Source organism: Nocardia sp. IFM 10818 (genome assembly GCF_054655275.1).
This window is the reverse complement of record NZ_BAAHJH010000001.1, coordinates 5,622,034-5,645,034: the sequence shown is the minus strand read 5'-3', so window position 1 is coordinate 5,645,034 and position 23,001 is coordinate 5,622,034. Positions and strand designations below refer to the sequence as shown.

Here is a 23,001-nt window from a genome sequence, read left to right as displayed (position 1 = left end):
ACCGGGCGGGGGCGGGCGGTCGATGCTCGGGGGCATGATCGCACTCGCTTCGTCGACGGACTCGGCTACGCGCCGGGGGTGGATTCTCACCGTGCTGCTCATCGGGCAGTTGATGGCGACCATGGACGGCGCGATCGTATCGGTGGCGGCGCAGACCATTCGGGAAGAGCTGGGCGCGAGCGGTGCGGCCATTCAGCTGATCGTGTCCGGATATCTGCTGACCACCGGAGTGCTGCTGGTGACCTGTGCGCGGCTCGGGGACATCGTCGGGCAGCGGCGAGTGTTCCTGATCGGCCTGGGATGGTTCACCGCCGCCTCACTGCTGTGCGGGGTGGCGCCGAACGCGACCGTGCTGGTGCTCGCGCGGATCGCCCAGGCCGTGGGCGCGGCTTTGCTCATGCCGCAGGTCTTTTCGCTCATTCAGCTGTACTGGGACGGGGCGGCGCGACGGCGCGTGATCGGGATCTACAGCATGGTGCTGGCGCTGGGGGTCGTATTGGGGCAGGTGGCCGGAGGGCTGGTGGTCGGCGCCGATCTGTTCGGACTCGGTTGGCGGCCGGCCTTTCTGCTGAATCTTCCGATCGGCGTGCTCGCGCTGGTCGTGGGCGCGCGCATGCTGCCGGCCGCGCGGGTGGACGGGCGGGTTCGCCTCGATCCGGCGGGTGTGGCATTGCTGACGGTGGCCATGACCGCGTTCACCCTCCCGCTCATCTTCGGCCGGGAATTCGGCTGGCCCGTCTGGGCATGGATCTCGCTCGCGGCCGGTGGTTTCCTGCTGGCGGTATTCGTTCGCTACGAAACGAATTCGCCGCATCCGGTGCTGGATCCGGCGGTACTGCGGCCGCCGGGCGTGAAGCCGGGACTCCTCGCCTGTTGCCTGATCATGGGCTGCTACAGCGGGTTTCTGCTGACCCTGACGCTGCACCTGCAATCGGCCCTGGGGTTCTCGCCGCTGCAGGCGGGATCGGCGTTCGCGCCGTTCGCCGTTGGGTTCGGCGCGCTCAGCCTGAGCTGGAATCGGTACCCGCAGCGCGTGCAGCGTGCGTTGCCGACGGTAGGGCCGATCCTGTTCGCCGCGGGCTCGATCACGCTGGTGCTCATACTCGTTCACGGCCACTGGAACCCTGTGCTCGCCGCCCCGCTGCTGCTGATCGCGGGCGCCGGGCACGCCGCCGGCTACAGCCCGCTGATCGCGCACCTCACGACACTGGTGCAGCCGCAGCACGCTTCGGCGCTGTCGGCACTCGACTCCACCGGCCCGATGCTCACCGCGGCGACGACCGTCGCCGGACTGGGCAGCGTCTACTTCGCCGCGCCGTCCTCCGCCGACGGCCTGCTCCGGGTCACCGTCGCGGTCACCGGCCTGCTCGTGGTGACGGCGGTCTGCGCGGCCCTCGCCGGCCCTCGCTCCCCGGGAAAACGGCAGCGGCAGTGAGGCCCTCGCGATATCAGGCGTGAATTCCGGCGCGGAACTTGGGGATTCGCATGCTCACCTTGGTGCCCGCGCCGGGCGCAGTGTCGACCACCAGCCCGTAGTCGTCGCCGAACGCCGCGCGCAACCGGTCGTCCACATTGGCCAGCCCCACATGCGCCGATTCCCCGGAAGTGGCCGGGCCGGTGCCGGTTTGAATGGAATCCAGCGCTCCGGAGCGCAGCAGTTCGGGATCCATGCCGACACCGTCGTCCTCGACCGTGATGACGCAGTCGGTGCCCTCGTCGGCCGCCACGATGGTCAGCGTCCCGCCCTTCGGCTTGGCGGCCAGCCCGTGCCGCACCGCGTTCTCCACCAGCGGTTGCAGCGCCAGGAACGGCAGCACCACCCCGAGCACCTCGGGCGCGATCCGCAACCGCACCTGCAGCGAGTCCCCGAAGCGCGCGCGTTCCAGCGCCAGATACCGGTCGATGTTCTTCAATTCGTCCGCGAGCACGGTGAATTCCCCCGCGGCGCGGAAGGAATACCGGGTGAAGTCGGCGAAATCGAGGATCAGCTCCCGCGCCCGCGCCGGATCGGTCCGCACGAACGACGCGATGGTGTTCAACGCGTTGTAGATGAAATGCGGGCTGATCTGCGCCCGCAACGCCAGCACCTCCGCGCGATCCAGCCGCGCCCGCGAGGCGTCCAGCTCCGCCAATTCGATTTGCCCGCAGGCATATCGCGCCACCTCCGCCACGGCCCCGAGCATGCCCGGCCCCGGCTGATCCGCGGTGACCACGCCCAGTGCCCCGATCATGCCGCTGTACTCGGTGGCCAGCGGCTGCGCGAGCAGCGTGTATCCATCGCTGCCCGGCCCGGACACCAGCACCGGCCGCCCGCTGGCCATGGCCCGCCGCGCGGTGTCGGCGAGCAGCGCCGTCAGCTCGGGATGCGGTCCGTCCCAAGCCAGCATGTCGCCCTCCGGATTGGTGATGCCCACGGCGAGCGTCCCGGTGAGCGCGCGCAGATGCGGCGCCGCCTCCTGCGCCGAGTCCGCGGTGAGCCCGCGCCGCAGCGGCCGCGCCGCCTGCGAGGCCGTCTGCAAGGCGGTGTGCACGGCCCGTTCGGCGGGCGTGGTCACGGTGCGGCGGGTGCGCGGCCAGGCCAGCAGCGCGCCCGCGATGAGCACCCCGGTGACGAGAATGGCGGCGGCGGTCGCGGTCACGGCGCCGCCGTCCGGGCGGTGCGGGCGGCGGCGCCGCGCGGCAACCAGATCATCCCCGGATTATCACCTGCCCGTTGCCGCAGTGACATTCGCCACGACACGCGGGGGCGGCACGCCGTTGTCGCAGACCGGCCACCTCGTCGTTCCCGATCTCCTCCGCGCGCCCGTCCGAAGCAGTCGGTGAGGGCGCTTAGTATGTCTGCGTGTCAGCCTCGTCGGGATCATTCGTTCATCTCCACAACCACACCGAGTACTCCATGCTCGACGGCGCGGCGAAGATCACGCCCCTGTTCAAAGAGGCGAATCGCCTGGGGATGACCGCGGTGGGCATGACCGACCACGGCAATATGTACGGCGCGTCGGAGTTCTACAACTCCGCCAAGAAGCAGGGCATCAAGCCGATCATCGGCATCGAGGCCTACATCGCGCCGGACTCGCGGTTCAACACCAAGCGCGTGCAGTGGGGCGATCCCTCGCAGAAGAGCGACGACGTCTCCGGTTCCGGCGCCTACACCCACATGACCATGGTCGCCGAGAACGCGCAGGGTCTGCGGAACCTGTTCAAGCTGTCCTCGCTCGCCTCCATCGAAGGCCAGCTCGGCAAGTGGGCGCGCATGGACGCCGAGATCATCGCCGAGCACGCCGCCGGAATCATCGCCACCACCGGCTGCCCCTCCGGCGAGGTGCAGACCCGCCTGCGCCTGGGCCAGGAACGCGAGGCGCTGGAGGCCGCCGCCAAGTGGCAGGAGATCTTCGGCCCGGAGAACTTCTTCCTCGAGATCATGGACCACGGCCTGTCCATCGAACGCCGGGTGCGCGAGGGCCTGCTCGAGGTCGGCAAGAAACTGGGCATTCCGCCCCTGGCTACCAATGACTGCCACTACGTCCACGAGCACGACGCCGCCAACCACGAGGCGCTGCTGTGCGTGCAGACCGGCAAGACCCTCTCCGATCCGACCCGCTTCAAGTTCGACGGCTCCGGCTACTACCTCAAGTCCGCCGAGGAGATGCGCGCCATCTGGGACGCCGAAGTCCCCGGCGCCTGCGACAACACCGTCCTCATCGGCGAGCGCGTGCAGTCCTACGACGAGGTCTGGAACCACCGCGACCGCATGCCCATCTTCCCGGTCCCCGAGGGCGAGACCCAGGCCAGCTGGTTGCGCCACGAGGTCTTGAAGGGCCTGGATCGCCGGTTCCCCACCGGGGTTCCGGAGGAATACCTCACCCGGGCCGACTACGAAATCGGCGTCATCAACGAGATGGGCTTCCCGGCCTACTTCCTCATCGTCGCCGACCTCATCACCTACGCCCGCTCGGTCGGCATCAATGTCGGCCCGGGCCGTGGTTCGGCGGCCGGTTCGCTGGTCGCCTACGCCATGGGCATCACCAATATCGACCCCATCCCGCACGGGCTGCTGTTCGAGCGCTTCCTCAATCCGGAACGCGTCTCCATGCCCGATATCGATATCGACTTCGACGATCGCCGCCGCGGTGAGATGGTCCGCTACGCCACCGAGAAGTGGGGCAGCGACCGGGTCGCCCAGGTGATCACCTTCGGCACCATTAAAACCAAGGCGGCGCTGAAGGACTCGGCCCGCGTCCAGTTCGGCCAGCCCGGTTTCGCCATCGCCGACCAGATTTCGAAGGCGCTGCCGCCGCCGATCATGGCCAAGGACATTCCGCTCTCGGGCATCATGGATCCCGAGCACGAGCGGTACAAGGAGGCCGCCGAGGTCCGGGAGCTCATCAATACCAACCCGGATGTCAACAAGATCTACGAGACCGCCCGCGGCCTCGAGGGCCTGATCCGCAATGCCGGCGTGCACGCCTGCGCGGTCATCATGTCGAGCGAGCCGCTCACCGACGCCATCCCGGTGTGGAAGCGGCCCCAGGACGGGGCCATCATCACCGGCTGGGACTACCCGTCCTGTGAGGCCATCGGCCTGCTGAAGATGGACTTCCTGGGCCTGCGCAACCTCACCGTCATCGGTGACGCGCTGGTCAATATCAAGAACAACCGCGGTATCGAACTCGACCTCGACACCCTGCCGCTGGAAGATCCCGCCACCTACGAATTGCTCGCCCGCGGTGACACTCTCGGCGTGTTCCAGCTCGACGGCGGCGCCATGCGCGATCTGCTGCGCCGCATGATCCCCACCGGCTTCGAGGACATCGTGGCCGTGCTCGCGCTGTACCGCCCCGGTCCCATGGGCATGAACGCGCACAACGACTACGCCGACCGCAAGAACGGGCGGCAAGAGGTCAAACCCATCCACCCGGAGCTCGAGGAGCCCCTGAAGGACATCCTGCGCGATACCTACGGCCTGATCGTGTATCAGGAGCAGATCATGCAGATCGCGCAGAAGGTCGCCGGCTACTCCCTCGGCCGAGCGGATATTCTGCGCCGCGCCATGGGTAAGAAGAAGGCCGAGGTGCTCGAGGCCGAATTCGAGGGCTTCGAGAAGGGCATGCTGGAGAACGGTTTCTCCAAGCCCGCCATCAAGGCGCTGTGGGACACGATTCTCCCGTTCGCCGGTTACGCGTTCAACAAATCGCACGCCGCCGGCTACGGTCTGGTGTCGTTCTGGACCGCCTACCTCAAGGCCAACTATCCGGCCGAGTACATGGCCGGTCTGCTCACCTCCGTCGGTGACGACAAGGACAAGGCCGCCGTCTATCTGGCCGACTGCCGCCGCCTGGGCATCCAGGTGCTGCCGCCCGACGTCAACGAGTCCGAGATCGAATTCGCCTCCGTGGGCAATGACATTCGCTTCGGCATGGGCGCGGTCCGCAATGTCGGCGCCAATGTGGTGTCGTCGATTATCGCGGCGCGCAAGGAGAAGTCGAAGTTCACCGACTTCTCCGACTATCTGAACAAGATCGATGCCGTGGCCTGCACCAAGAAGGTCACCGAATCCCTCATCAAGGCAGGGGCTTTCGACTCGCTCGGGCATCCGCGCAAGGGCCTGATGCTGGTGCACTCCGATGCCATCGACGCGGTCATGTCCACCAAGAAGGCCGAGGCCATCGGCCAGTTCGACCTCTTCGGCGGCCTCGACGACGGTGACGATTCGATTGCCAGCGTCTTCAATGTGAAGGTCCCCGACGAGGAATGGGAGACCAAGCACAAGCTCGCCCTGGAGCGGGAGATGCTGGGCCTCTACGTGTCCGGGCATCCGCTCAATGGCGTCGAGCATGTGCTGGCGGCGCAGTCCGACACCCAGATCCCGGCCATTCTCGAAGGCGAGGTGAAGGACGGCGCGCAGGTCACCATTGGCGGCATCTTCGCCAATGTCACCCGCCGCGTGAACAAGAACGGCCTGCCCTGGGCGTCGGCGCAGTTGGAGGACCTCTCCGGCGGCATCGAGGTCCTGTTCTTCCCGCAGTCCTACTCGGTCTACGGCATGGACGTCACCGAGGACGCCATCGTCCTGGTGAAGGCGCGCGTCTCCGCCCGCGACGACCGCGTCTCGCTCATCGCCAACGACCTTGTGGTGCCGGATCTTTCCTCCATCGGCGTGGACAAGCCGCTGTCGGTGGTCATCCCGACCCGCCTGTGCACCCCCGACAAGATCGGCGCTCTCAAGCGCGTCCTGAGCAGCCACCCCGGCACCGCCAATGTGCACATCCGCCACGTCGGCTCCCGCGAACGCACCACCGTGCTGAAAGTCGCCGACAACCTCCGGGTTTCGCCGTCCTCGGCCCTCATGGGCGACCTCAAGGCCCTGCTCGGCCCGGGCTGCCTGGCGGGCTAGCCGTCGAGTGTCCGGCACCCCCGTGCGTCGGCCGGCGGCCCGGCCGACGCACAGGAATTCAGAGCGCCGATCTCACCTCATTCGCGCAGGAAGAAGCGCCAGGCCTGCCACTGGTCGTTCACATCGAGGGCGCGTAATCCTATGCGGGGCGGGGTGATCTGCAACAGGTTGAGATCGAGGGCGAGTTCGACGCCGCCGATCGGCCCGCCCGGGACCACAATGTGGAATGCGAACGAGACGGCGCTCTGATAGAGCGCCCATTCGCAGGCCTTGAGCGTCCCGGTGACCGCCAGACCGGGAATGAGATCGCCGTCCACGCCAAGATAGAGCTGGGCCTTGACATTGCGGAGAGTGACATTGCCATTGGCGAGTACTTCCAGCTCCCAGTCCTGTTCGCCCGGATTGCCGGTCGGTGGGAGCAGTAGTGCGGGAGCGCCCGGCTCCGAGCCGAGCAGTGTGCAGAGTTGATTGACCGGGCGGCCGATTCCGTAAACGCCGTTCGGTAACGGTGCCATCGCAAACCACCTTTCGCCGCGCATGAATTACGCACGGAGCGCGGAACTTTCGAGGACATTACGAGTGCAGCTGCCCATTCACCATACGACCGGACAGCGCCCGGGGCACCCGAAACGAAGAAGTGATTTGCGTGAAATCCATTATGCGCCAAGGCAAGTCATCGGACTTGTAGAGAGACTTCAGTGTTGCTGGATTTCGTTGGGAAAGCCCCCACTGTGTTTTGGGATCTCGTCCAAATAGATTTGTGTATTTCGGCTTGCCGGAAATTGGGCGAGGCCCCCTCGGCGCCTTGGAGGGGGCCTCTATGAACGGAGGACTACAACCACGTTGGGTCGCCGAATACGGCGCCGCTGTCGTCGACCTCCGCGGACTTGGCGTACAGATAGACGTATTGGCGGATGGTGACCGGGCCGGTGCACTGGTTCACCACTATGTGGAAGTCGCGGATGATGGTGGTCGCCGTGATGCCCGGGGGGACTTCCTTCTCTGCCAGTGAAACCTCTTTCACCTCACCGGCATTGAGGTTGAGGGTGGCGACCGGGTTGGGGTTGAAGTGGGCGTCCGGACCACTGGGGGTGAAGCCGACGGGGATGTCGGGGGTGGCGCCCAGGGTGCCCGCGCCGATGGTGACCGCGCAGCCGACGTGATAGCCGACCTTCAATGTCCCGCCGGCCATGCCGTTGATGCGGCCGTAGGCGGCGGTGGTGACGAGGGCCTCGCGGGTGGTGCCCATTTGGTTCAGGGGCGGGATGCGGTTGATGTACTCCGGGGCATGCCCGACGGTGAAGCTTCCGAATGTCGATTGGTAGGTCTGCTCGTGCGCCGGCAGCGTGATGACGTCCGCGTGGCCTTGCGGGAGGCAAATCGACGTGGCGCCGATCGATAGGAGGGTTAGTGACAACGGTCTGAACCGCCTGAACAACCGCATATCGATAAAGGTAATAGAGAACATGCATGACCAACCCGCATGACACACGGGCTGACGGGCCGCTATTCGAGGAAAATTCGCGGAACCGGAACAGTCAGAGGCGCGGGCGGGTCGCCGACGGCAGTGCGCCCGCGATCCAGCGCAGGGCCGCCACGGTCGCCGCCGCCAGGACGGCGGTCTGCACGGATCCGGTGATGAGCGCGAGCAGCAGTGCGGTCACCAGCCCGGCGGCGAGGGCCTCGAGCTTGTACACCGGCCACGCGGTGCCGGCGATATCCACGGTCGCCGCGCGCGCCCGCTGCGCCTGGGTTGGGTGAACCACTGCCATGACGTCAGGCTACCCGACCCCCGAAAGTTCGGTCCACCGAACTTTCTGTCGGGAACATAACAACACCCCATGCTGTTGGCCGATTCATGCCACTAATCGGAGAGTACGAACCCAGCACGCTGGATTGGGCCCGCGAGCAGGCCGAGGGCTACGAGGCATCCAATGGAGCCACCCACAACACCATGCAGGGCAAGCCGATCATCCTGATGACCTCGCGCGGCGCGAAGTCCGGGAAGCTGCGCAAGACCGCGCTCATGCGCGTGGAGCACAACGGCGAGTACGCCGTCGTCGCCTCGCTCGGCGGCGCCCCGAAGCATCCCGTCTGGTACTGGAACCTGAAGGCCGACCCGCACGTCGAGCTCCGTGACGGCGCGGTCGTGAAGGACTACGACGCCCGCGAGGTCACCGGTGACGAGCGGGATCTGTGGTGGAAGCGCGCGGCCGAGGTCTGGCCGGACTACGACAACTACACCAAGAAGACCACCCGCGTGATCCCCGTCTTCGTCCTCACGCCCCGAGACTGATCGGCGATCGGCCGCTCATCCCGCGCACCCGGGATCCGGCGCCGATGGAAAATGCCCCGGCCACCTCAGCGGCCGGGGCATTTTCTTTGTTCGGGGTCATCGCTCGATGCGGGCTCGCCTCAGGGCAGGACCTGCGGCACGACATCCGGGGCGATCGCGCCGGTGGCCGCGCCCAGGCCGCCGCCGATGCCGCCGTAGATGAGGGCGGCCAGGCCGACATTGGCCGCGCCGACGGCGGAGCCGAGGCCCGGGACCAGGATGGCCAGCGGCACCGCGGACAGCGCCGCGCTGCCCGCGCCGATGCCGGCGCCGATGCCCGCGCCCGCGGCCGCGCCATTGGCGACCGGATCATGGTTCTGTGCGTCCGGGTTGGTGGCGACCGGCTCCAGGGTGAGCGGCTCGGCGGCGGCGGTGCCGGCGGCGACACCGGCGGTGAGGGCCGCGGCGATGAGCGAAATGGCAATGGGCTTACGGAGATTCATCAGGCGTTGTCGGCTTTCTGGATTGCGTAGACGAGAAGCGGCGCCGCCACCCGCTATGAGGGGTAGCGGGCGACGACACCGCCACCGAAGCTAGCTGCGCATTTGCTGACCGGGCAAAGCGGAGGTGCGGCCTCCCCGGGTGCTTGACAGTCAAATGACCAGTTCGGCGGCCTGCTGTGAAACACGCCACGGCCCACGCGCGCACGGATCCGGGCGAATCGCCCCGTTTGGCGGCTCCGCCCGCAGGTCGTCGGCCGGTCCCGGCTAGCATGTTGCGGGTGTCTGATCCGCTTGCCGTAGCAGAGAAAGTGTCCGGTCCGCTGCCTGAATTGACCGCGGACGAGATCGATGCCGCCGCCAAGCGAATTTCCGACATTATCGAGCCGACGCCGCTGGTCAGGAATGCGCGGCTGTCGGCGGCTACCGGGGCCGAGGTCTTCCTGAAACGGGAGGATCTCACCGCTGTCCGCTCGTACAAGTTGCGCGGCGCGTACAACCTCATCGTTCAGCTGACCGCCGCGGAGCGCGCCGCGGGCGTGGTCGCGGCCAGCGCCGGAAATCATGCGCAGGGTGTGGCGTTCGCGTGCAAGGCGATGGGGATCAAGGGGCGCATCTACGTTCCGACCACCACGCCCAAGCAGAAGCGCGATCGAATCCGCGTGCACGGCGGGGAATTCGTGGAGTTGATCGCCATCGGCGACACCTATGACGCCGCCGCGGCGGCCGCCCTCGCCGATGCGGAGCGCACCGGGGCGACCATCGTGCATCCGTTCGACGATCCGCGCACCGCGGCCGGGCAGGGCACCATTGCCGCGGAAGTCCTCGAACAGCTCGGCCACGCACCGGATCTGGTGGTGGTGCCGGTGGGCGGCGGTGGCTGCCTCGCCGGTATCGGCACCTATCTGCGGGAGCGGGCGCCGGAGACGGCCATTCTCGGCGTGGAGCCCTCGGGGGCCGCGTCCATGACCGCCGCGCTGGTGGCGGGCGGTCCGGTGACGCTGCCCGAGATCGATCCGTTCGTGGACGGCGCGGCCGTGCGCCGCATCGGCGCGGTGCCGTTCACCGCGGTCTCGCGCTTCGGCGGCCGGGTGCGCTCGCACGCCTCGCTGCCTTTACTGACCACGACCGAATCCGACCGTGGCGCAGGCTCTTTCCGCATGATGCACGTGGACGAGGGCGCGATCTGCACCACCATGCTGGAGCTGTACCAGAACGAGGGCATCGTCGCCGAGCCGGCGGGCGCGCTCTCGGTCGCGGCCCTGCGCGAGCTCGATATCGAACCGGGCACCACGGTGGTGTGCCTGCTCTCCGGCGGCAACAACGATGTCTCCCGCTACGGCGAGGTCATCGAGCGGTCGCTGGTGCATCAGGGGCTCAAGCACTACTTCCTGGTGGACTTCCCGCAGGAGCCGGGCGCGCTGCGCCGCTTCCTGGACGAGGTCCTCGGTCCCGATGACGACATCACGCTGTTCGAATACGTCAAGCGCAACAACCGGGAGACCGGTGCGGCGCTGGTCGGCATCGAACTGGGTTCGCCGGACGGCCTGGAGGCCCTGCTCAAGCGCATGGACGAATCGCCGATCCAGGGCGAGCGCCTGGATCCGGGTTCCCCGGCCTACCGCTATCTGACCTGATCGACGCGTTCCCGGGCAGGGCGGGGAAGGAACCCTGCCCGGGACGGCCGAACGCGATCCACCCCCACGTGGGATCGCGGGTCCGAGCCGCTCAGGCGCGCAGCAGATACCCGGTCTCGGTGGCGTGGATGAGCTGCGGCGCCCCCAGCTTGCGATCCAGCCGGTGCACCACATCGTCGATGCCGATCTCGGCCGGCGGTTCGGTGCAGTATTCGGCGAGTTCGTAATGGGTGACCGGGCGGCCCGCGCGCGCCGCGAGCAATTCCAGCGCGCAGAACTCCCGCGAGGTGACCGTCAGCAGCACCCCGGCCCGCTGCACCCGCCGCCGCAGCCGATCCACCACCAGATCGCCGATGGTGAGCACGGGCGAGGGCGGGATGGGACGCCGCACGCACAGCGCTCGCACCCGGGCCGACAGCTCGGCGAGGGAGAACGGTTTGGGCAGCCAGTCGTTCGCACCGCTGGCGAAGCCGTCGCGGCGGTCGGCCGGACTGTCGCGCGCGGTCATGATGAGCGCCGGGGTGGTGCGCCCCGATTTCCGTTGCCGCCGAACCAGATCCAGCCCGTCGCCGTCGGGCAGCCCGCGATCGACCACCAGGCAGTCGTAGAGCTGTGCGCCGATCCGCCGGCCCGCCTCGTCGAGATTGCGCGTCAGATCGACGATGAATCCGGCATCACGCAATCCGCTCGCAACGCGTTCCCCCAGATCGTCGTCGTCCTCGCACACCAGCACCCACACCTTGCGGGGGCTCGTTCCTTCGTCGGGCATGGGCACACGGTGCCATATCGATCGTGAACGATTCATGAGCGATCGCGCGGTGATAAGCGAGCGTTAACAACTCTGCAAGTGAGCTCCACCAAGATCTGGGTTAACGGATTCACGCACTTCATGCGATCAATCGAGTAGTCCACTACGCGTGAAACCGAACAGTCTGGGCGGGAGGCTTTGTTCATGAAAAGGCTGGTGGTGTGTTGCGACGGCACGTGGAAGGCCGAGTCGAGCAGCACGGTGTCGAACATCATCAAGATCGCGCAGACGGTCCGGCTGTCGGGTAAGGGCCCCGACGGCACCCAGATCGGGCAGCGCGTCTTCTACATCTCCGGGCCCGGCGCCCGCGGTTTCGTCTCCGATCGGCTGCTCGGCGGAGCATTCGGTCTCGGCCTCGAAGCGAACCTCTCCTCGGCGTACTGGCAGCTGGCCTCCAACTGGGAGCCGGGCGACGAGATCTTCATCTTCGGATTCAGCCGCGGCGCGTACACCGCCCGCAGCCTGGCCGGGATGATCAACCGCCTCGGCATCCTCAACTACGAAGGCATGATCAAGGGCAAGTATCCCGACGCGCTGAAGATCTATCAGACCCGCAAGGATCCGGACGCGCCGGATCCGCAGGAATGGATCGATTTCCGGGCCGAGTACTGCTACCCGGACCCGGTGAAGATCAACTTCCTGGGCGTCTTCGACACCGTCGGCGCCATGGGCATTCCGGGCATCACCTCGTGGCGGCACCGCTTCCACGATGTGCGGCTCTCGCGCACCGTGTACTGCGCACGGCAGGCGCTGGCCCTCGACGAGCGGCGGCGCGCCTTCGAGCCCTGCCTGTGGGAGGTCCCGGTCGAGCTGGGGGAGAAGTACCGGCGCAGCGATCGCGTCAAGCAGGTCTGGTTCGAGGGCGTGCACAGCGATATCGGCGGCGGCTATCCGGAATGCGCGCTGTCCGACATCACCCTGCGCTGGATGATCGACGAGGCGGAGAAGGAGGGCCTGGCCTTCGACCATCCCCGCCTGGCGCAGCTGCTGGCGCACTGCCCGGAGTCCGCGGCGGAGCACTGCGAGCGGCACAATTCGCTCGGCCCCGCGTACCGGATCCTCAACACGTTCCGCATGATTCGGAGTCCGCGCCGGGGGCGGTTCTACTGGGATTCCTGGCGGCGCCTGCTCGAGCCCGGTGACCAGAACAGCTATCTGGCCTCCTCGGTCGGCAACTACCGTCCGGCCAATCTGCGCCGGCGGCTGGAGGAAATGGGCGGCGACATCCCGTCCCGGTACATCGAGTACACCGATTACCCGCCGATCGCCCCGGACCCGGCCCAGCAGCCGGGCCCGGGACGCGGCGGCGGGCTCGCCACCTTGATGGCGACGGACAACAGCACCGGTGGTGAATCCGCCGCCTAGCGCGGAGCGAACGCTGCCACTTCACGACTACGGTTCCAGTCGAGGCGGGCAGGCATAGGGTGCTGCCCAGCACCGAGGACGGGAACCGCCGCTGCATCCCGTCCGTCGTCGAATCCCAGTCGCGCGGCAGCGCCCCCGCCGCGCCGCTGGCCGGTGTCACCGCCCTGCACGAGGCGCTTCGGCTGTGCTACGGCCACGAGACCGCCGATGGCACCGGCATTTACGGCCCGGCAACCAAGACCGACGTCCGCTATGTCCAGGACGTGGTCGGCGAGAAACAGGACGGCGTCTACGGACCCAGGACCGCCGCCGCCATGAAATGGCCGGTATACGACAACACCGGCGAACACGTCGCCTGCGTCCGGACCGGCCCTTGTGAGCGTCCTGTCCCCGAACGCCTCCGTCCCGCAACACTCCTCGTCACACCCGGAGTGCCGGGATGATCAGCAGGAGTCGTGGTTAGCGCACAAGTAGGGCGACCGGGAGGCGGGCGAAGAGTTTTTCCAGGCGGGAGCGGCCGGAGAAGGTGTGTCCGGTGAGGCGGTCGGTCCAATGTCCTTGCGGGAGGTCGAGGACCGTGTCGCCCCAGCCGCCGGCCTCGTCGAGGCGGATGGTGTGGCGGGTGACGGCCACGATCACCTCGGGCATCTCGCCTGTGCGGCCGCGCGCGTAGGAGAGGAAGTGGCCGGCTTGATCACCGTTGGCGAAGAGGGGAGTGTAGGTGCCGCCGACGAAGCATTCCGGGCGTTCCCGGCGCAACCACAGGGCGTAGGCCACGATCCACATCTTGACCGCGCCGGAGGGATCCAGATCCGGTGTGCCGGTGAGCGATTGCAGCAGCAGGGAGCGGTGGGTGAAGTCGACGGGGCGGCGGTTGTCGGGGTCGACGAGGGAGTCCTCCCACAGCTCGGCGCCCTGGTAGACATCGGGGATGCCGGGGCCGCACAGTTGCAGCAGCTTCTGCGCCAGCGCCTCCGACCAGGCGAACGGCGCGTAATCGGCGACCAGTTCCCCGAGTTCGGCGCCGACCGGTCCATCGATGACGGTGTCGATCCAGCGGTGCACCGCGGATTCGAACTCGACATCCGGTTCCTCCCAGGAGGACTGGGTGCCGGCCTCGCGAACCGCCTTCTCCGCGAACTGATGCACCCGATCCCGGAATCCGGGCACGGCCGCGGCGGGCCGGCCATCGGCGGGCCAGATGCCGAACATGTTCTGCAACAGGAAGATCGTGGTCGCGCCGTCGGGCCCGGGCGCGATGTCGTTCCACGCCGAGACCGCCCGCGCCCAGATATCGGCCACCTGCGAGAGCAGGCCGATGCGGGCGCGCACATCCTCGCCGCGCTTGGTGTCGTGGGTGGACAGCGTGGTCATGGTGGCGGGCCAGCGGGTGGCGCGCTCGGCATTGGCGAGATGGAATTCCACCGGGGTGCAACCGAATCGGGCCGGATTCGCGCCCATCTCCTGCAGCGACACCAGCCGCGCGGCGCGGTAGAACATGGTGTCCTCGACCGCCTTGGCGGTGATCGCCCCGCCCACCTGGTGAAAGCGGACGGCGGCCTCGCCGTTCACCGCCAGCGCCGTCGTCAGCACCTGCAGCGGTGGCATGAGCTCGCCATTGCGCCGCGCCACCTCGGCCACCACGGCGGACACCGTCCCGGCCAGCGGCGCGTAATCGGTGCGGTACACCGGCATGAACGACAGCACCTCGATGGTGGCATTGGTGAGCGCCATGGTGTCGCAGGCCTCGGTGCGCGCATCGCGTTTGATGGCCGCGACCAGCCGGCGCACCTCCGGCACCAGCATGGTCTCGGCGACGGCGCGCTTGATGCGGTGCTCGTTCTCCGCGAACCAGGACCGGTCGCTGCCGTGCCCGGCGAACTGGCGGGACAGCTCGGTCATCTGCTTGGCGCCGTCGGGATCGATGAGCACGGCCCCGATATCGGCGAGGGCGTCGTACCCGGTGGTGCCGTCGATGGGCAGGGTGGCGTCGAGCGGTTCGCTGTGCGAGAGCACCTTCTCCACCAGCAGCAGCCGATGCGGTCCGATGAGCTTGCGCAACTGCTTCAGATAGGCCGCGGGCCGGGCCAGCCCGTCGGGATGGTCCACCCGCACGCCGTCGATGAGATCGTGTTCGCACCAGGCGGCCAGCTCCCGATGGGTGGCCTCGAAGACCGCCGGATCCTCCTGCCGGATGGCCGCGAGGGAGCCCACGGTGAAGTAGCGCCGGTATCCGCACAGCCCGGATTTCCAGTTGACCAGCCGGTAGTGCTGCTTGTCGTGAATGCGCAGCGCATTCTCGCCATCGGTGCCGGGCGCGATGGGGAAGCGCATATCGTGCAGCGCCAGCATGGGTTCGAGCCCGCTGCGGTCGACCGTCAGCGCCGCCGGATCGTTCTCATTGGCCAGCACCGGCAGCGCGATGCGCCCGCCCGCGCCATTGGCCGGGCTCCAGTCGATATCGAAGTAGTGCGCGTACTTGGAATCCTTGCCGTGCGTCAGCACATCCCACCACCACGGATTCTGCCGCGGATCGGCCACGCCCACATGGTTGGGCACCAGATCCACGATCAGTCCCATGCCGCGGCCGCGTACCTCGTCGGCGAGCGCCTTGAATCCGGCGGGCCCGCCCAGCCCGGCCGCGACCGAGGTGGGATCGGTGACGTCGTACCCGTGCGTGGAGCCGCGCACGGCGGTCATCACCGGCGACAGGTACAGGTGCGAGATGCCCAGCTGCTGCAGGTATTCGGCGATGGCGCGGGCATCGGCGAAGGTCAGGCCGTCCGGGCGCAGTTGCAGCCGGTAGGTGCTGCGCACCGGGGTCTGCCGGGCGATGGGGTCGGTGTGGTGTTCGGGCGTGCTGGTCATGGCGCTATGAATCATGCCGTACGGCGGAGGACGAGCAGGCAGCGTGCGGGGACTTCGACGGTGGACGCCGCCGGGTGCGTTGTGTTTGCTGATGGTTCGCCTGTGGGGGTGGAGCAGTCCAGCGCCACCGTCCACCCGGCCCCGTGATCGGCATCGGGCAGGGTGAAGCCGAGGGCGGCGTCGTGGGCGTTGAAGCACAGCAGGAACGAGTCGTCGGTAATGTGCTCACCGCGCGGCCCGGGCTCGCGAATGCCGTCGCCATTGAGGAAGACGGTGAGCGAGCGGCCGAATCCGGTCTCCCAGTCGGCATCGGTCATCTCGGCGCCGGCCGGGGTGAACCAGGCGATGTCATCGGGATGGTCGTGATCGGGCGCGGGCCGGCCGTCGAAGAACCGGCGGCGCCGGAACACCGGGTGCGCGGTGCGCAAAGCGACTGCGCGCCGGGTGAATTCGAGCAGCTCGGCATTGGTTTCCATGAGCGACCAGTCCATCCACGACAGTGCTGAGTCCTGACAGTAGGCATTGTTGTTGCCCCGCTGGGTGCGGCCCAGCTCGTCACCGTGCAGCAGCATGGGCGTGCCCTGCGACACCAGCAGCGTGGCGAGCAGATTGCGGACCTGCCGGGCGCGCAGGGCGAGGATCTCCGGATCGTCGGTGGGCCCCTCCGCGCCGCAGTTCCAGGAGCGGTTGTAGGTCTCGCCGTCACGATTGCCCTCGCCATTGGCGGCATTGTGTTTCTCGTTGTAGGACACCAGATCCGCGAGGGTGAACCCGTCGTGCGCGGTGACGAAGTTGATACTGGCGCCGGGGCGGCGGCCGGTGGCCTCGTACAGGTCCGAGGAGCCGGTGAGCCGGGAGGCGAACTCGCCCAGCGTGGCCGGCTGCCCGCGCCAGTAATCACGCACGGTGTCACGGTATTTCCCGTTCCACTCCGTCCAGTGTGCCGGGAAATTGCCGACCTGATAGCCGCCCTCGCCGACATCCCAGGGTTCTGCGATGAGTTTCACCTGGCTCACCACCGGATCCTGGTGCACCAGATCGAAGAAGGTGGCCAACCGGTCCACATCGTGCAGCTCCCGCGCGAGGGTGGCGGCCAGATCGAAGCGGAAGCCGTCCACGTGCATGTCGAGGATCCAGTAGCGCAGCGAATCCATGATCAGCTGCAAGGTGTGCGGGTGGCGCACATTGAGGCTGTTGCCGGTGCCGGTGTAATCCATGTAGTGCTGCGGATCGTCGTCCACCAGACGGTAATACGCGGCATTGTCGATACCGCGGAAGCTGATGGTGGGTCCGAACTCGTTGCCCTCGGCGGTGTGGTTGTAGACCACATCGAGAATGACCTCGATATCGGCGGCGTGCAGCGCGCGCACCATGGCCTTGAACTCGGTGACCGCCGCGCCGGGCGAGCCGTTGGCGGCATACTCCCGATGCGGGGCGAAGTAGCCGAAACTGTTGTAGCCCCAATAGTTTCGCAGCCCGCGATCGAGCAGCACGCGATCGTGCAGGAACTGGTGCACCGGCATGAGCTCGACGGCGGTGACGCCCAGGCTCTTCAGGTGCTCGATGATCGCCGGATGCGCCATGCCCGCGAAGGTCCCGCGCAGCTCCGGCGGCACCTCGGGATGGGTGCGGGTCATGCCCTTCACGTGCGCCTCGTAGATGACCGTCTCGTGATACGGCCGCTTGGGCGAGCGGTCGTCGGCCCAGTCGAAATACGGGTTGATCACCACCCCGGTCATGGTGTGGCCGAGGGTGTTCTGCCCGTGGTTGTACGGTGCGGCATCGGCCCCGAAATCGCCGCCGAAGGCCTTGCCGTAGGGATCGAGCAGCAGTTTGCTGGGATCGCAGCGCAGCCCCCGAGCCGGATCGTAGGGCCCGTGCACGCGGAACCCGTACCGCTGACCCGGCGCGATCCCCGGCAGATAGGCGTGCCAGACGAAACCGTCCACCTCGTCCAGGGTTATCCGCGTCTCCCGGTTGTCCTCCCCGATCAGGCACAGCTCCACCCGCTTGGCCGCCTCGGAGAACAGCGAGAAGTTGGTGCCCGCCCCGTCGTAGGTGGCGCCCAGCGGGTACGCGGTCCCCGGCCACACGCCGAGCGGTGCCGTGCTGGGAGTCGCGGGAGCCATGCCCAGACACTATCGGTCCGGCCGGGCCTCCGGTTCGAGCCCCCTGCGCCAGGTCTGGCCCACCAGATCGGCGCCGAAGCTGTGGTGCGGATTCGCCTCGACCAGTTCGAATCCGGCGCGCTCGTAGATGCGGCGGGCGGCGGTGAGCACGTCATTGGTCCACAGCACGATCTCGGCGTAACCGGCCGCGGCGGCGAAACGCAGGCATTCGTCCACCAGCGCGCTGCCCACGCCGTGCCCGCGCGCCGACGGCTCCACCAGCAGCAGCCGCAGCCGGGCGGTGGTGTCGGACTCCTTCATGCAGTACACCGCGCCGACCGGTTCGCCGTCGAGTTCGGCGACCCACATCCGTTCCCGTTGCGGGTCACGGGAATTCAGGAAGTCGGCGACGATGCGCGCGACCAGCGCCTCGTACTCGCCGTCCCACCCGTACTCCGCCGCGTACAGCGCCGCATTGCGCTGGATCACCCACCCGTGATCCCCCGGCAGCGGTTCGCGCAGCGTGACGTCCGCAGCGTCGGTCTCCGGTTCCAGGATGCGCTCGATGGTCCGCATCGCCCCGATGAGCCGATCCCGGTCGGTCGGCGCATGCGCCTCCAGCAGGTTCGCCGCATCCCGGCTGGACCGTTCGTCCAGCTCGGCGAACACATCCCACCCGCGTTCACTGAGCTGCACCTCCTGCACCCGGCGATCCCGCTCGGCCCGCCGCCGCTCGATCAGCCCGTCGTTCTCGAACCGCGCCAGGATCCGGCTGAGATATCCCGGATCCAGCCCGAGCGTCTGCCGCAGCGTCACCACTTCCCACGGCCCGGAACTGGCCAGCTCGAACAGGATTCGCGCCTCGGTGAGCGAGAACGGTGTATCGACGAGCCCCTCCCGCAGCACGCCGATGACTCGCGTGTACCGCCGGTTGAAGTCGCGAACGGCGGCGATCTCGTAGGTGTCGACCGCACGGGCGGTCGCCGGCGCCCCGCCCGCCCGGGCTGTGATTGGGTCCTTGCCCGCGTGGGCTGTGGTTGCCGCCTCGCCCGCGTGGGCTGTGGTTGCCGCCTCGCCCGCATGGGCGGTGGTTGGTGCTTCGCCCGCGTGGGCGGTGGCGGGGGCGTCGGCCACATGGGCGGTTGTGGGAGGTTCGGGGGCGCCGGCCGCGCGGGCCGCCGTGGGGGGTTCGGGGGCGAAGCCCCTGAGAGGCACCGGAGAGTTGGAGTTCTGCATGACGCTCCAATCGTTTGACTTTGTCAAAGAATACCTCGGTCTGGACGCAACGGACCCGGTTGGTGGTAACTTGAACGGCGTTCAAGGTTGGTTGCCGACGAAGGACTGCCCGTGGCACTGAGTACCGACGAGATCACCGCCATCGACGCCGCGCACGTGTGGCATCCCTATGGCGGATTTCCCGCGACGACCGAACCGCTGGTGGTCGCCTCCGCCTCCGGAACGCGGCTCACCCTCGGCGACGGCCGCGAGCTCGTCGACGGCATGAGTTCGTGGTGGGCCGCCATCCACGGGTACCGGCATCCGGTGCTGGACGCCGCACTCCTCGAGCAGTCGCGGCGCATGAGTCACGTGATGTTCGGCGGGCTCACCCACGAACCGGCCGCGCGGCTGTCGCAGCTGCTGGTGCAGCTCACCCCCGAGGGCCTGGAGAAGGTCTTCCTCTGCGACTCCGGTTCGGTGTCGGTGGAGGTCGCGGTGAAGATGTGCCTGCAATATCAGCGCGCGCTGGGCCGCCCCCGGAAACAGCGGCTGCTCACCTGGCGCGGCGGCTATCACGGCGACACCTTCACCCCGATGAGCGTGTGCGATCCCGACGGCGGCATGCACTCGCTGTGGACCGATGTGCTCGCCCCGCAGGTCTTCGCGCCCATGCCGCCGAAAGACTATGAGCCGCAGTACGTCTCCGAGCTGGAGCGGGTGATCGCCGCGCACGCGCACGAATTGGCCGCGGTCATCGTGGAACCCGTGGTGCAGGGCGCGGGCGGTATGCGTTTCCATCACCCCGGCTATCTCGCCGACCTGCGCCGGCTCTGCGACGAGCACGACGTGCTGCTGGTCTTCGACGAGATCGCCACCGGATTCGGCCGCACCGGAACGCTTTTCGCCGCCGAGCAGGCCGGTGTGCGGCCCGACGTCATGTGCGTCGGCAAATCCCTCACCGGCGGCTACCTGACCCTGGCCGCCGCCCTGTGCACCACCGAGATCGCCGAGACCATCAGCCGCGGGCACGGCGGTCTCATGCACGGCCCGACCTTCATGGGCAACCCCCTCGCCTGCGCGGTCGCGGTGGCGTCCATCGAGCTACTGCTGTCGCGGGATTGGCGGGGCGAGGTGCGCCGCATCGAATCCGAACTGCTCGCAGGCCTCGCGCCCGCACGGGAACTGCCCGGCGTCGTGGAGGCGCGGGTGTGCGGCGCGATCGGCGTGCTCGAACTCGATCATCCGGTGGACATGCGCAAGGCGACTCATGCCGCGGTCGAGTCCGGTGCGTGGTTGCGGCCCTTTCGCAACCTGATCTACAGCATGCCGCCGTTCATCAGCTCCACCGAAGACATCGGTCGGATCACCACGGCCATGCTCGCGGCTGCTGCCGTGTGACCCGCTCGCGCTCAGCGGTTGACGCGTTTCTCCTTGACTCGGTCGGGATTCTCGCTGTCCGACAGCACTTCCCATACCCGGAATACGCAGTGGTAGTCATCGGACCAACCCCGGGCGATCAGCATGAAGGTGTCGCCGTCGCGCAGGAGGGTGCGGCGGCTGATCATCTTCGGATGATCGGGAATGAATTTCTTGACGAGATCGGGCACTTTCGCGAGGGCTTGTTCGCGGGTGCCCACAACCTCGGTGAGAACCTTCGGTGACCAACTCTTGCTGTCACCGAAGCCGGTCGTCTGCTCGACCACTATTGCCCATCGTGGCATCGCGCAGCCTCCTTATGCCTTCCAGCATAGTCCGGGCTCCCGTCCTGAACGCCGTTCAAGTATGCTTCCGAGCTGTGAGTGCCGATCCTTTGAACTGGTTGGACGAACGCGCCGCCGCACGCGTCGACGCCGGATTGCGCCGCGAGCTGCGCGCCCGCGCACCGGAATCGGCGGCAATCGACCTGGCCTCCAACGATTACCTCGGGCTGGTGCACCACCCGGAGGTGATCGAAGGGGCCATTGCGGCCGTGCGCCGCTGGGGCGCCGGGGCCACCGGATCCCGCCTCGTCACCGGCACCACCACCGAGCACGAACAGCTTGAGTCCGAATTGGCCGAATTCGTGGGTGCGGAAGCCGGATTGGTCTTCTCCACCGGCTATGCCGCGAACCTGGGCGCGGTCACCGCACTGGCCGGGCGCGGCGCGCTGGTGGTCTCGGACGCGGGCAGCCACGCCTCCCTGGTGGACGCCTGCCGGCTCTCGCGCGCCCGCGTGGAGATCGCCCCGCACTGCGATACGGCCGCGGTCGACCGGTTGCTGGCCGAGCGCCGCGAGGAACGCGCTCTGGTGCTGACGGATTCGGTGTTCAGCGCTGACGGCGATCTCGCTCCGCTGGCGGAGCTGCACCGTGTGACTCGGGCGAACGGCGCGGTCCTGCTCGTCGACGAAGCGCACGGGCTCGGTGTGCGCGGTGCCGGCGGTCGTGGCCTGGTCCACGAAGCCGGTCTCGCCGGCGAACCCGATCTGGTCGTTACCGCGACGCTGTCCAAGTCCTTCGCCGCGCAGGGCGGCGCAGTGCTCGCCAGTGAACGCGTGCGCGCCCATCTGATCGACTCCGCGCGCACTTTCATCTTCGACACCGGATTGGCCCCCGCCGCCGTCGGCGCGGCGCGCGCGGCGCTCGCGGTTCTGCGCCGCGACCCTGACCTGGCCACCCGCGTGCTCGACCACGCCGCCGAACTGGCCCGTATCGCCGGTGTGCCCCAACCGGATTCGGCCGTCGTCCCGGTCGTGCTGGGTGACGCCCAGGTCGCCTACGACGCCGCCCGGGCCTGCCGCGCCGAAGGACTCAGCGTCGGCTGCTTCCGGCCCCCGTCGGTCCCCGAGGGCACCTCCCGCCTGCGCCTGACCGCCCGCGCCAATCTGACCGAGGCGGAACTGGCCACCATCGCAACGATTCTCGGTAAGGTCCTCGCCGACGCACGCAACCGGAGGGCAGTCCCAGCGTGAGCATTCTCCTGATCACCGGCACATCCACCGATGTCGGCAAGACCATCGTCACCGCCGCCCTGGCCGCCACCGCCCGCGCGGCGGGCGCCGAGGTCGCCGTCTGCAAACCGGCCCAAACCGGCGTGACCCCGGGCGAACCCGGGGACCTCGAGGTGATCACCCGCCTGTCCGGCGTCACCCGCACCGTCGAGCTGGCCCGCTATCCGGACCCGCTCGCCCCCGACACCGCCGCTCGCCGTTGCGGCGAACCCCTGCTGACGCTCTCCGAAACGGCGGCCGCCATCGAAGCGTGCGGTGACGCCGACCTCACCCTGGTGGAGGGCGCGGGCGGCCTGCTCGTCCGCATGGGCGAGTTCACCCTGCTCGACCTCGCCCAAAAGCTCGACGCCCCGGTCGTAGTCGTTTCCGCCGCCGGTCTCGGTACCCTCAACCACACCGAATTGACCACCCGCGCCCTCCAATCCGCAGGCGTGCACTGCGCGGGCCTGATCATCGGCTCCTGGCCCACCCATCCGGACCTCGCCGCCGAATGCAACCGCACCGACCTCCCCGCCGTCACCGGCTTCGACATCGTCGGCACCCTGCCCGAAGGCGCGGGCACCTGGCCCACACCACTGTTCACCACCGTGGCCCCCAACTGGTTCGACCCCGCCTGGACCGCCCGGCACTTGAATCCCGGCAACTGAGCGCGTAACCCGGCAGCTCACCCACCCGATGTGTGCCCGCCGTCCGTCCGTCCGCCCGCCGTCCGCCCACCGTCCGTCCGCCCGCCGTCCGCCCGCCGACTGTCCGCCGACTGTCCGCCTCGCCGACTGCCTCCGCCTCTTGTCCTCCCGCTCCCGTCATCCCGGAATGACCGGGGCCGTCGGGCCCCGGGG

At 68.2% G+C, this 23,001-nt stretch carries 19 protein-coding genes; 9 read left to right on the top strand and 10 right to left on the bottom strand.

The annotated features are described in order from the left end of the window. The first annotated feature begins 34 nt into the window (after positions 1-34). Positions 35-1,435: an MFS transporter gene (locus ACYQ5L_RS26305; protein ID WP_459960958.1), complete on the top strand. Its 1,401-nt coding sequence runs from the start codon at positions 35-37 to the stop codon at positions 1,433-1,435. 13 nt (positions 1,436-1,448) lie between these two features. Here ACYQ5L_RS26305 and ACYQ5L_RS26300 read toward each other — a convergent pair whose 3' ends face one another. Further along, positions 1,449-2,639, bottom strand: a complete 1,191-nt coding sequence (locus ACYQ5L_RS26300; RefSeq protein ID WP_459960957.1) for a sensor histidine kinase — start codon at positions 2,637-2,639, stop codon at positions 1,449-1,451. Between the two features lie 203 nt (positions 2,640-2,842). Here ACYQ5L_RS26300 and dnaE point away from each other — a divergent pair, with 203 nt between their 5' ends. Then, a complete protein-coding gene (gene dnaE, locus ACYQ5L_RS26295; protein ID WP_459960956.1) occupies positions 2,843-6,394 on the top strand; it encodes a DNA polymerase III subunit alpha in 3,552 nt (1,183 codons plus the stop codon). Positions 6,395-6,471: 77 nt separating this feature from the next. Here the strand turns inward: dnaE and ACYQ5L_RS26290 are convergent, their stop codons facing one another. The 3 genes from ACYQ5L_RS26290 to ACYQ5L_RS26280 all read right to left on the bottom strand — a co-directional run bounded on the left by ACYQ5L_RS26290 (position 6,472) and on the right by ACYQ5L_RS26280 (position 8,166). Then, complete coding sequence (locus ACYQ5L_RS26290) at positions 6,472-6,909, bottom strand: hypothetical protein (RefSeq protein WP_459960955.1); 438 nt, start codon at positions 6,907-6,909, stop codon at positions 6,472-6,474. Positions 6,910-7,226: 317 nt separating this feature from the next. Continuing rightward, a complete protein-coding gene (locus ACYQ5L_RS26285) occupies positions 7,227-7,811 on the bottom strand; it encodes an MspA family porin (RefSeq protein ID WP_459960954.1) in 585 nt (194 codons plus the stop codon). A 121-nt stretch (positions 7,812-7,932) separates the two neighbouring features. Then, positions 7,933-8,166, bottom strand: coding sequence for a hypothetical protein (locus ACYQ5L_RS26280; RefSeq protein ID WP_459960953.1), 234 nt, complete (start codon positions 8,164-8,166; stop codon positions 7,933-7,935). A gap of 86 nt (positions 8,167-8,252) precedes the next feature. Between ACYQ5L_RS26280 and ACYQ5L_RS26275 the strand changes: the two genes are divergently transcribed. Further along, positions 8,253-8,690, top strand: coding sequence for a nitroreductase family deazaflavin-dependent oxidoreductase (locus ACYQ5L_RS26275; RefSeq protein ID WP_459960952.1), 438 nt, complete (start codon positions 8,253-8,255; stop codon positions 8,688-8,690). A 119-nt stretch (positions 8,691-8,809) separates the two neighbouring features. Here ACYQ5L_RS26275 and ACYQ5L_RS26270 read toward each other — a convergent pair whose 3' ends face one another. Further along, positions 8,810-9,172 carry a hypothetical protein gene (locus ACYQ5L_RS26270; protein WP_459960951.1) on the bottom strand — a complete coding sequence of 121 codons (363 nt, stop codon included), beginning with the start codon at positions 9,170-9,172 and terminating at the stop codon, positions 8,810-8,812. Between the two features lie 308 nt (positions 9,173-9,480). Between ACYQ5L_RS26270 and ilvA the strand changes: the two genes are divergently transcribed. Beyond that, complete coding sequence (gene ilvA, locus ACYQ5L_RS26265) at positions 9,481-10,806, top strand: threonine ammonia-lyase IlvA (RefSeq protein WP_459963543.1); 1,326 nt, start codon at positions 9,481-9,483, stop codon at positions 10,804-10,806. 91 nt (positions 10,807-10,897) lie between these two features. On the opposite strand, the gene ACYQ5L_RS26260 is transcribed toward ilvA, so the two are convergent. After that, positions 10,898-11,575 (bottom strand): response regulator transcription factor, encoded by a 678-nt coding sequence (locus ACYQ5L_RS26260; RefSeq protein ID WP_459960950.1) that lies wholly within the window; start codon positions 11,573-11,575, stop codon positions 10,898-10,900. 183 nt (positions 11,576-11,758) lie between these two features. On the opposite strand from ACYQ5L_RS26260, the gene ACYQ5L_RS26255 reads away from it, so the two are divergent. Both ACYQ5L_RS26255 and ACYQ5L_RS26250 read left to right on the top strand, forming a co-directional pair. After that, on the top strand, positions 11,759-12,979 hold the full coding sequence (locus tag ACYQ5L_RS26255; RefSeq protein WP_459960949.1) for a DUF2235 domain-containing protein: 1,221 nt from the start codon (positions 11,759-11,761) through the stop codon (positions 12,977-12,979). Between the two features lie 59 nt (positions 12,980-13,038). Continuing rightward, the gene (locus ACYQ5L_RS26250) at positions 13,039-13,422 is read left to right on the top strand and encodes a peptidoglycan-binding domain-containing protein (RefSeq protein ID WP_459960948.1); all 384 of its coding nucleotides are present in this window, start codon (positions 13,039-13,041) and stop codon (positions 13,420-13,422) included. Positions 13,423-13,438: 16 nt separating this feature from the next. On the opposite strand, the gene treY is transcribed toward ACYQ5L_RS26250, so the two are convergent. Genes treY through ACYQ5L_RS26235 form a run of 3 tightly spaced genes read right to left on the bottom strand, consistent with a single transcriptional unit; the run spans position 13,439 to position 19,089 of the window. Then, positions 13,439-15,847, bottom strand: coding sequence for a malto-oligosyltrehalose synthase (gene treY / locus ACYQ5L_RS26245; protein ID WP_459960947.1), 2,409 nt, complete (start codon positions 15,845-15,847; stop codon positions 13,439-13,441). Positions 15,848-15,858: 11 nt separating this feature from the next. Next, entirely contained in the window at positions 15,859-17,976 is a 2,118-nt protein-coding gene (gene glgX, locus ACYQ5L_RS26240) for a glycogen debranching protein GlgX (RefSeq protein WP_459960946.1), read from the bottom strand. 9 nt (positions 17,977-17,985) lie between these two features. Further along, positions 17,986-19,089: a bifunctional helix-turn-helix transcriptional regulator/GNAT family N-acetyltransferase gene (locus ACYQ5L_RS26235; RefSeq protein WP_459960945.1), complete on the bottom strand. Its 1,104-nt coding sequence runs from the start codon at positions 19,087-19,089 to the stop codon at positions 17,986-17,988. A 213-nt stretch (positions 19,090-19,302) separates the two neighbouring features. On the opposite strand from ACYQ5L_RS26235, the gene ACYQ5L_RS26230 reads away from it, so the two are divergent. Beyond that, positions 19,303-20,571, top strand: a complete 1,269-nt coding sequence (locus ACYQ5L_RS26230; protein ID WP_459960944.1) for an adenosylmethionine--8-amino-7-oxononanoate transaminase — start codon at positions 19,303-19,305, stop codon at positions 20,569-20,571. Between the two features lie 11 nt (positions 20,572-20,582). Here the strand turns inward: ACYQ5L_RS26230 and ACYQ5L_RS26225 are convergent, their stop codons facing one another. Further along, on the bottom strand, positions 20,583-20,894 hold the full coding sequence (locus tag ACYQ5L_RS26225; RefSeq protein WP_459960943.1) for a hypothetical protein: 312 nt from the start codon (positions 20,892-20,894) through the stop codon (positions 20,583-20,585). Positions 20,895-20,968: 74 nt separating this feature from the next. On the opposite strand from ACYQ5L_RS26225, the gene ACYQ5L_RS26220 reads away from it, so the two are divergent. Together ACYQ5L_RS26220 and bioD are read left to right on the top strand one after the other, a co-directional pair. Beyond that, a complete protein-coding gene (locus ACYQ5L_RS26220) occupies positions 20,969-22,123 on the top strand; it encodes an 8-amino-7-oxononanoate synthase (protein ID WP_459960942.1) in 1,155 nt (384 codons plus the stop codon). Next, complete coding sequence (gene bioD / locus ACYQ5L_RS26215) at positions 22,120-22,809, top strand: dethiobiotin synthase (protein ID WP_459960941.1); 690 nt, start codon at positions 22,120-22,122, stop codon at positions 22,807-22,809. The genes ACYQ5L_RS26220 and bioD overlap by 4 nt, the downstream gene beginning before the upstream one ends. Positions 22,810-23,001 lie beyond the last annotated feature (192 nt).

Bases quoted from the DNA above. Each gene is read 5' to 3' on its own strand.
- ACYQ5L_RS26305 (WP_459960958.1), top strand. From the start codon at position 35: ATGATCGCACTCGCTTCGTCGACGGACTCGGCTACGCGCCGGGGGTGG.
- ACYQ5L_RS26290 (WP_459960955.1), bottom strand. From the start codon at position 6,909: ATGGCACCGTTACCGAACGGCGTTTACGGAATCGGCCGCCCGGTCAAT.
- ACYQ5L_RS26280 (WP_459960953.1), bottom strand. From the start codon at position 8,166: ATGGCAGTGGTTCACCCAACCCAGGCGCAGCGGGCGCGCGCGGCGACC.
- ACYQ5L_RS26275 (WP_459960952.1), top strand. From the start codon at position 8,253: ATGCCACTAATCGGAGAGTACGAACCCAGCACGCTGGATTGGGCCCGC.
- ACYQ5L_RS26270 (WP_459960951.1), bottom strand. From the start codon at position 9,172: ATGAATCTCCGTAAGCCCATTGCCATTTCGCTCATCGCCGCGGCCCTC.
- ACYQ5L_RS26260 (WP_459960950.1), bottom strand. From the start codon at position 11,575: ATGCCCGACGAAGGAACGAGCCCCCGCAAGGTGTGGGTGCTGGTGTGC.
- ACYQ5L_RS26255 (WP_459960949.1), top strand. From the start codon at position 11,759: ATGAAAAGGCTGGTGGTGTGTTGCGACGGCACGTGGAAGGCCGAGTCG.
- treY (WP_459960947.1), bottom strand. From the start codon at position 15,847: ATGACCAGCACGCCCGAACACCACACCGACCCCATCGCCCGGCAGACC.
- glgX (WP_459960946.1), bottom strand. From the start codon at position 17,976: ATGGCTCCCGCGACTCCCAGCACGGCACCGCTCGGCGTGTGGCCGGGG.
- ACYQ5L_RS26225 (WP_459960943.1), bottom strand. From the start codon at position 20,894: ATGCCACGATGGGCAATAGTGGTCGAGCAGACGACCGGCTTCGGTGAC.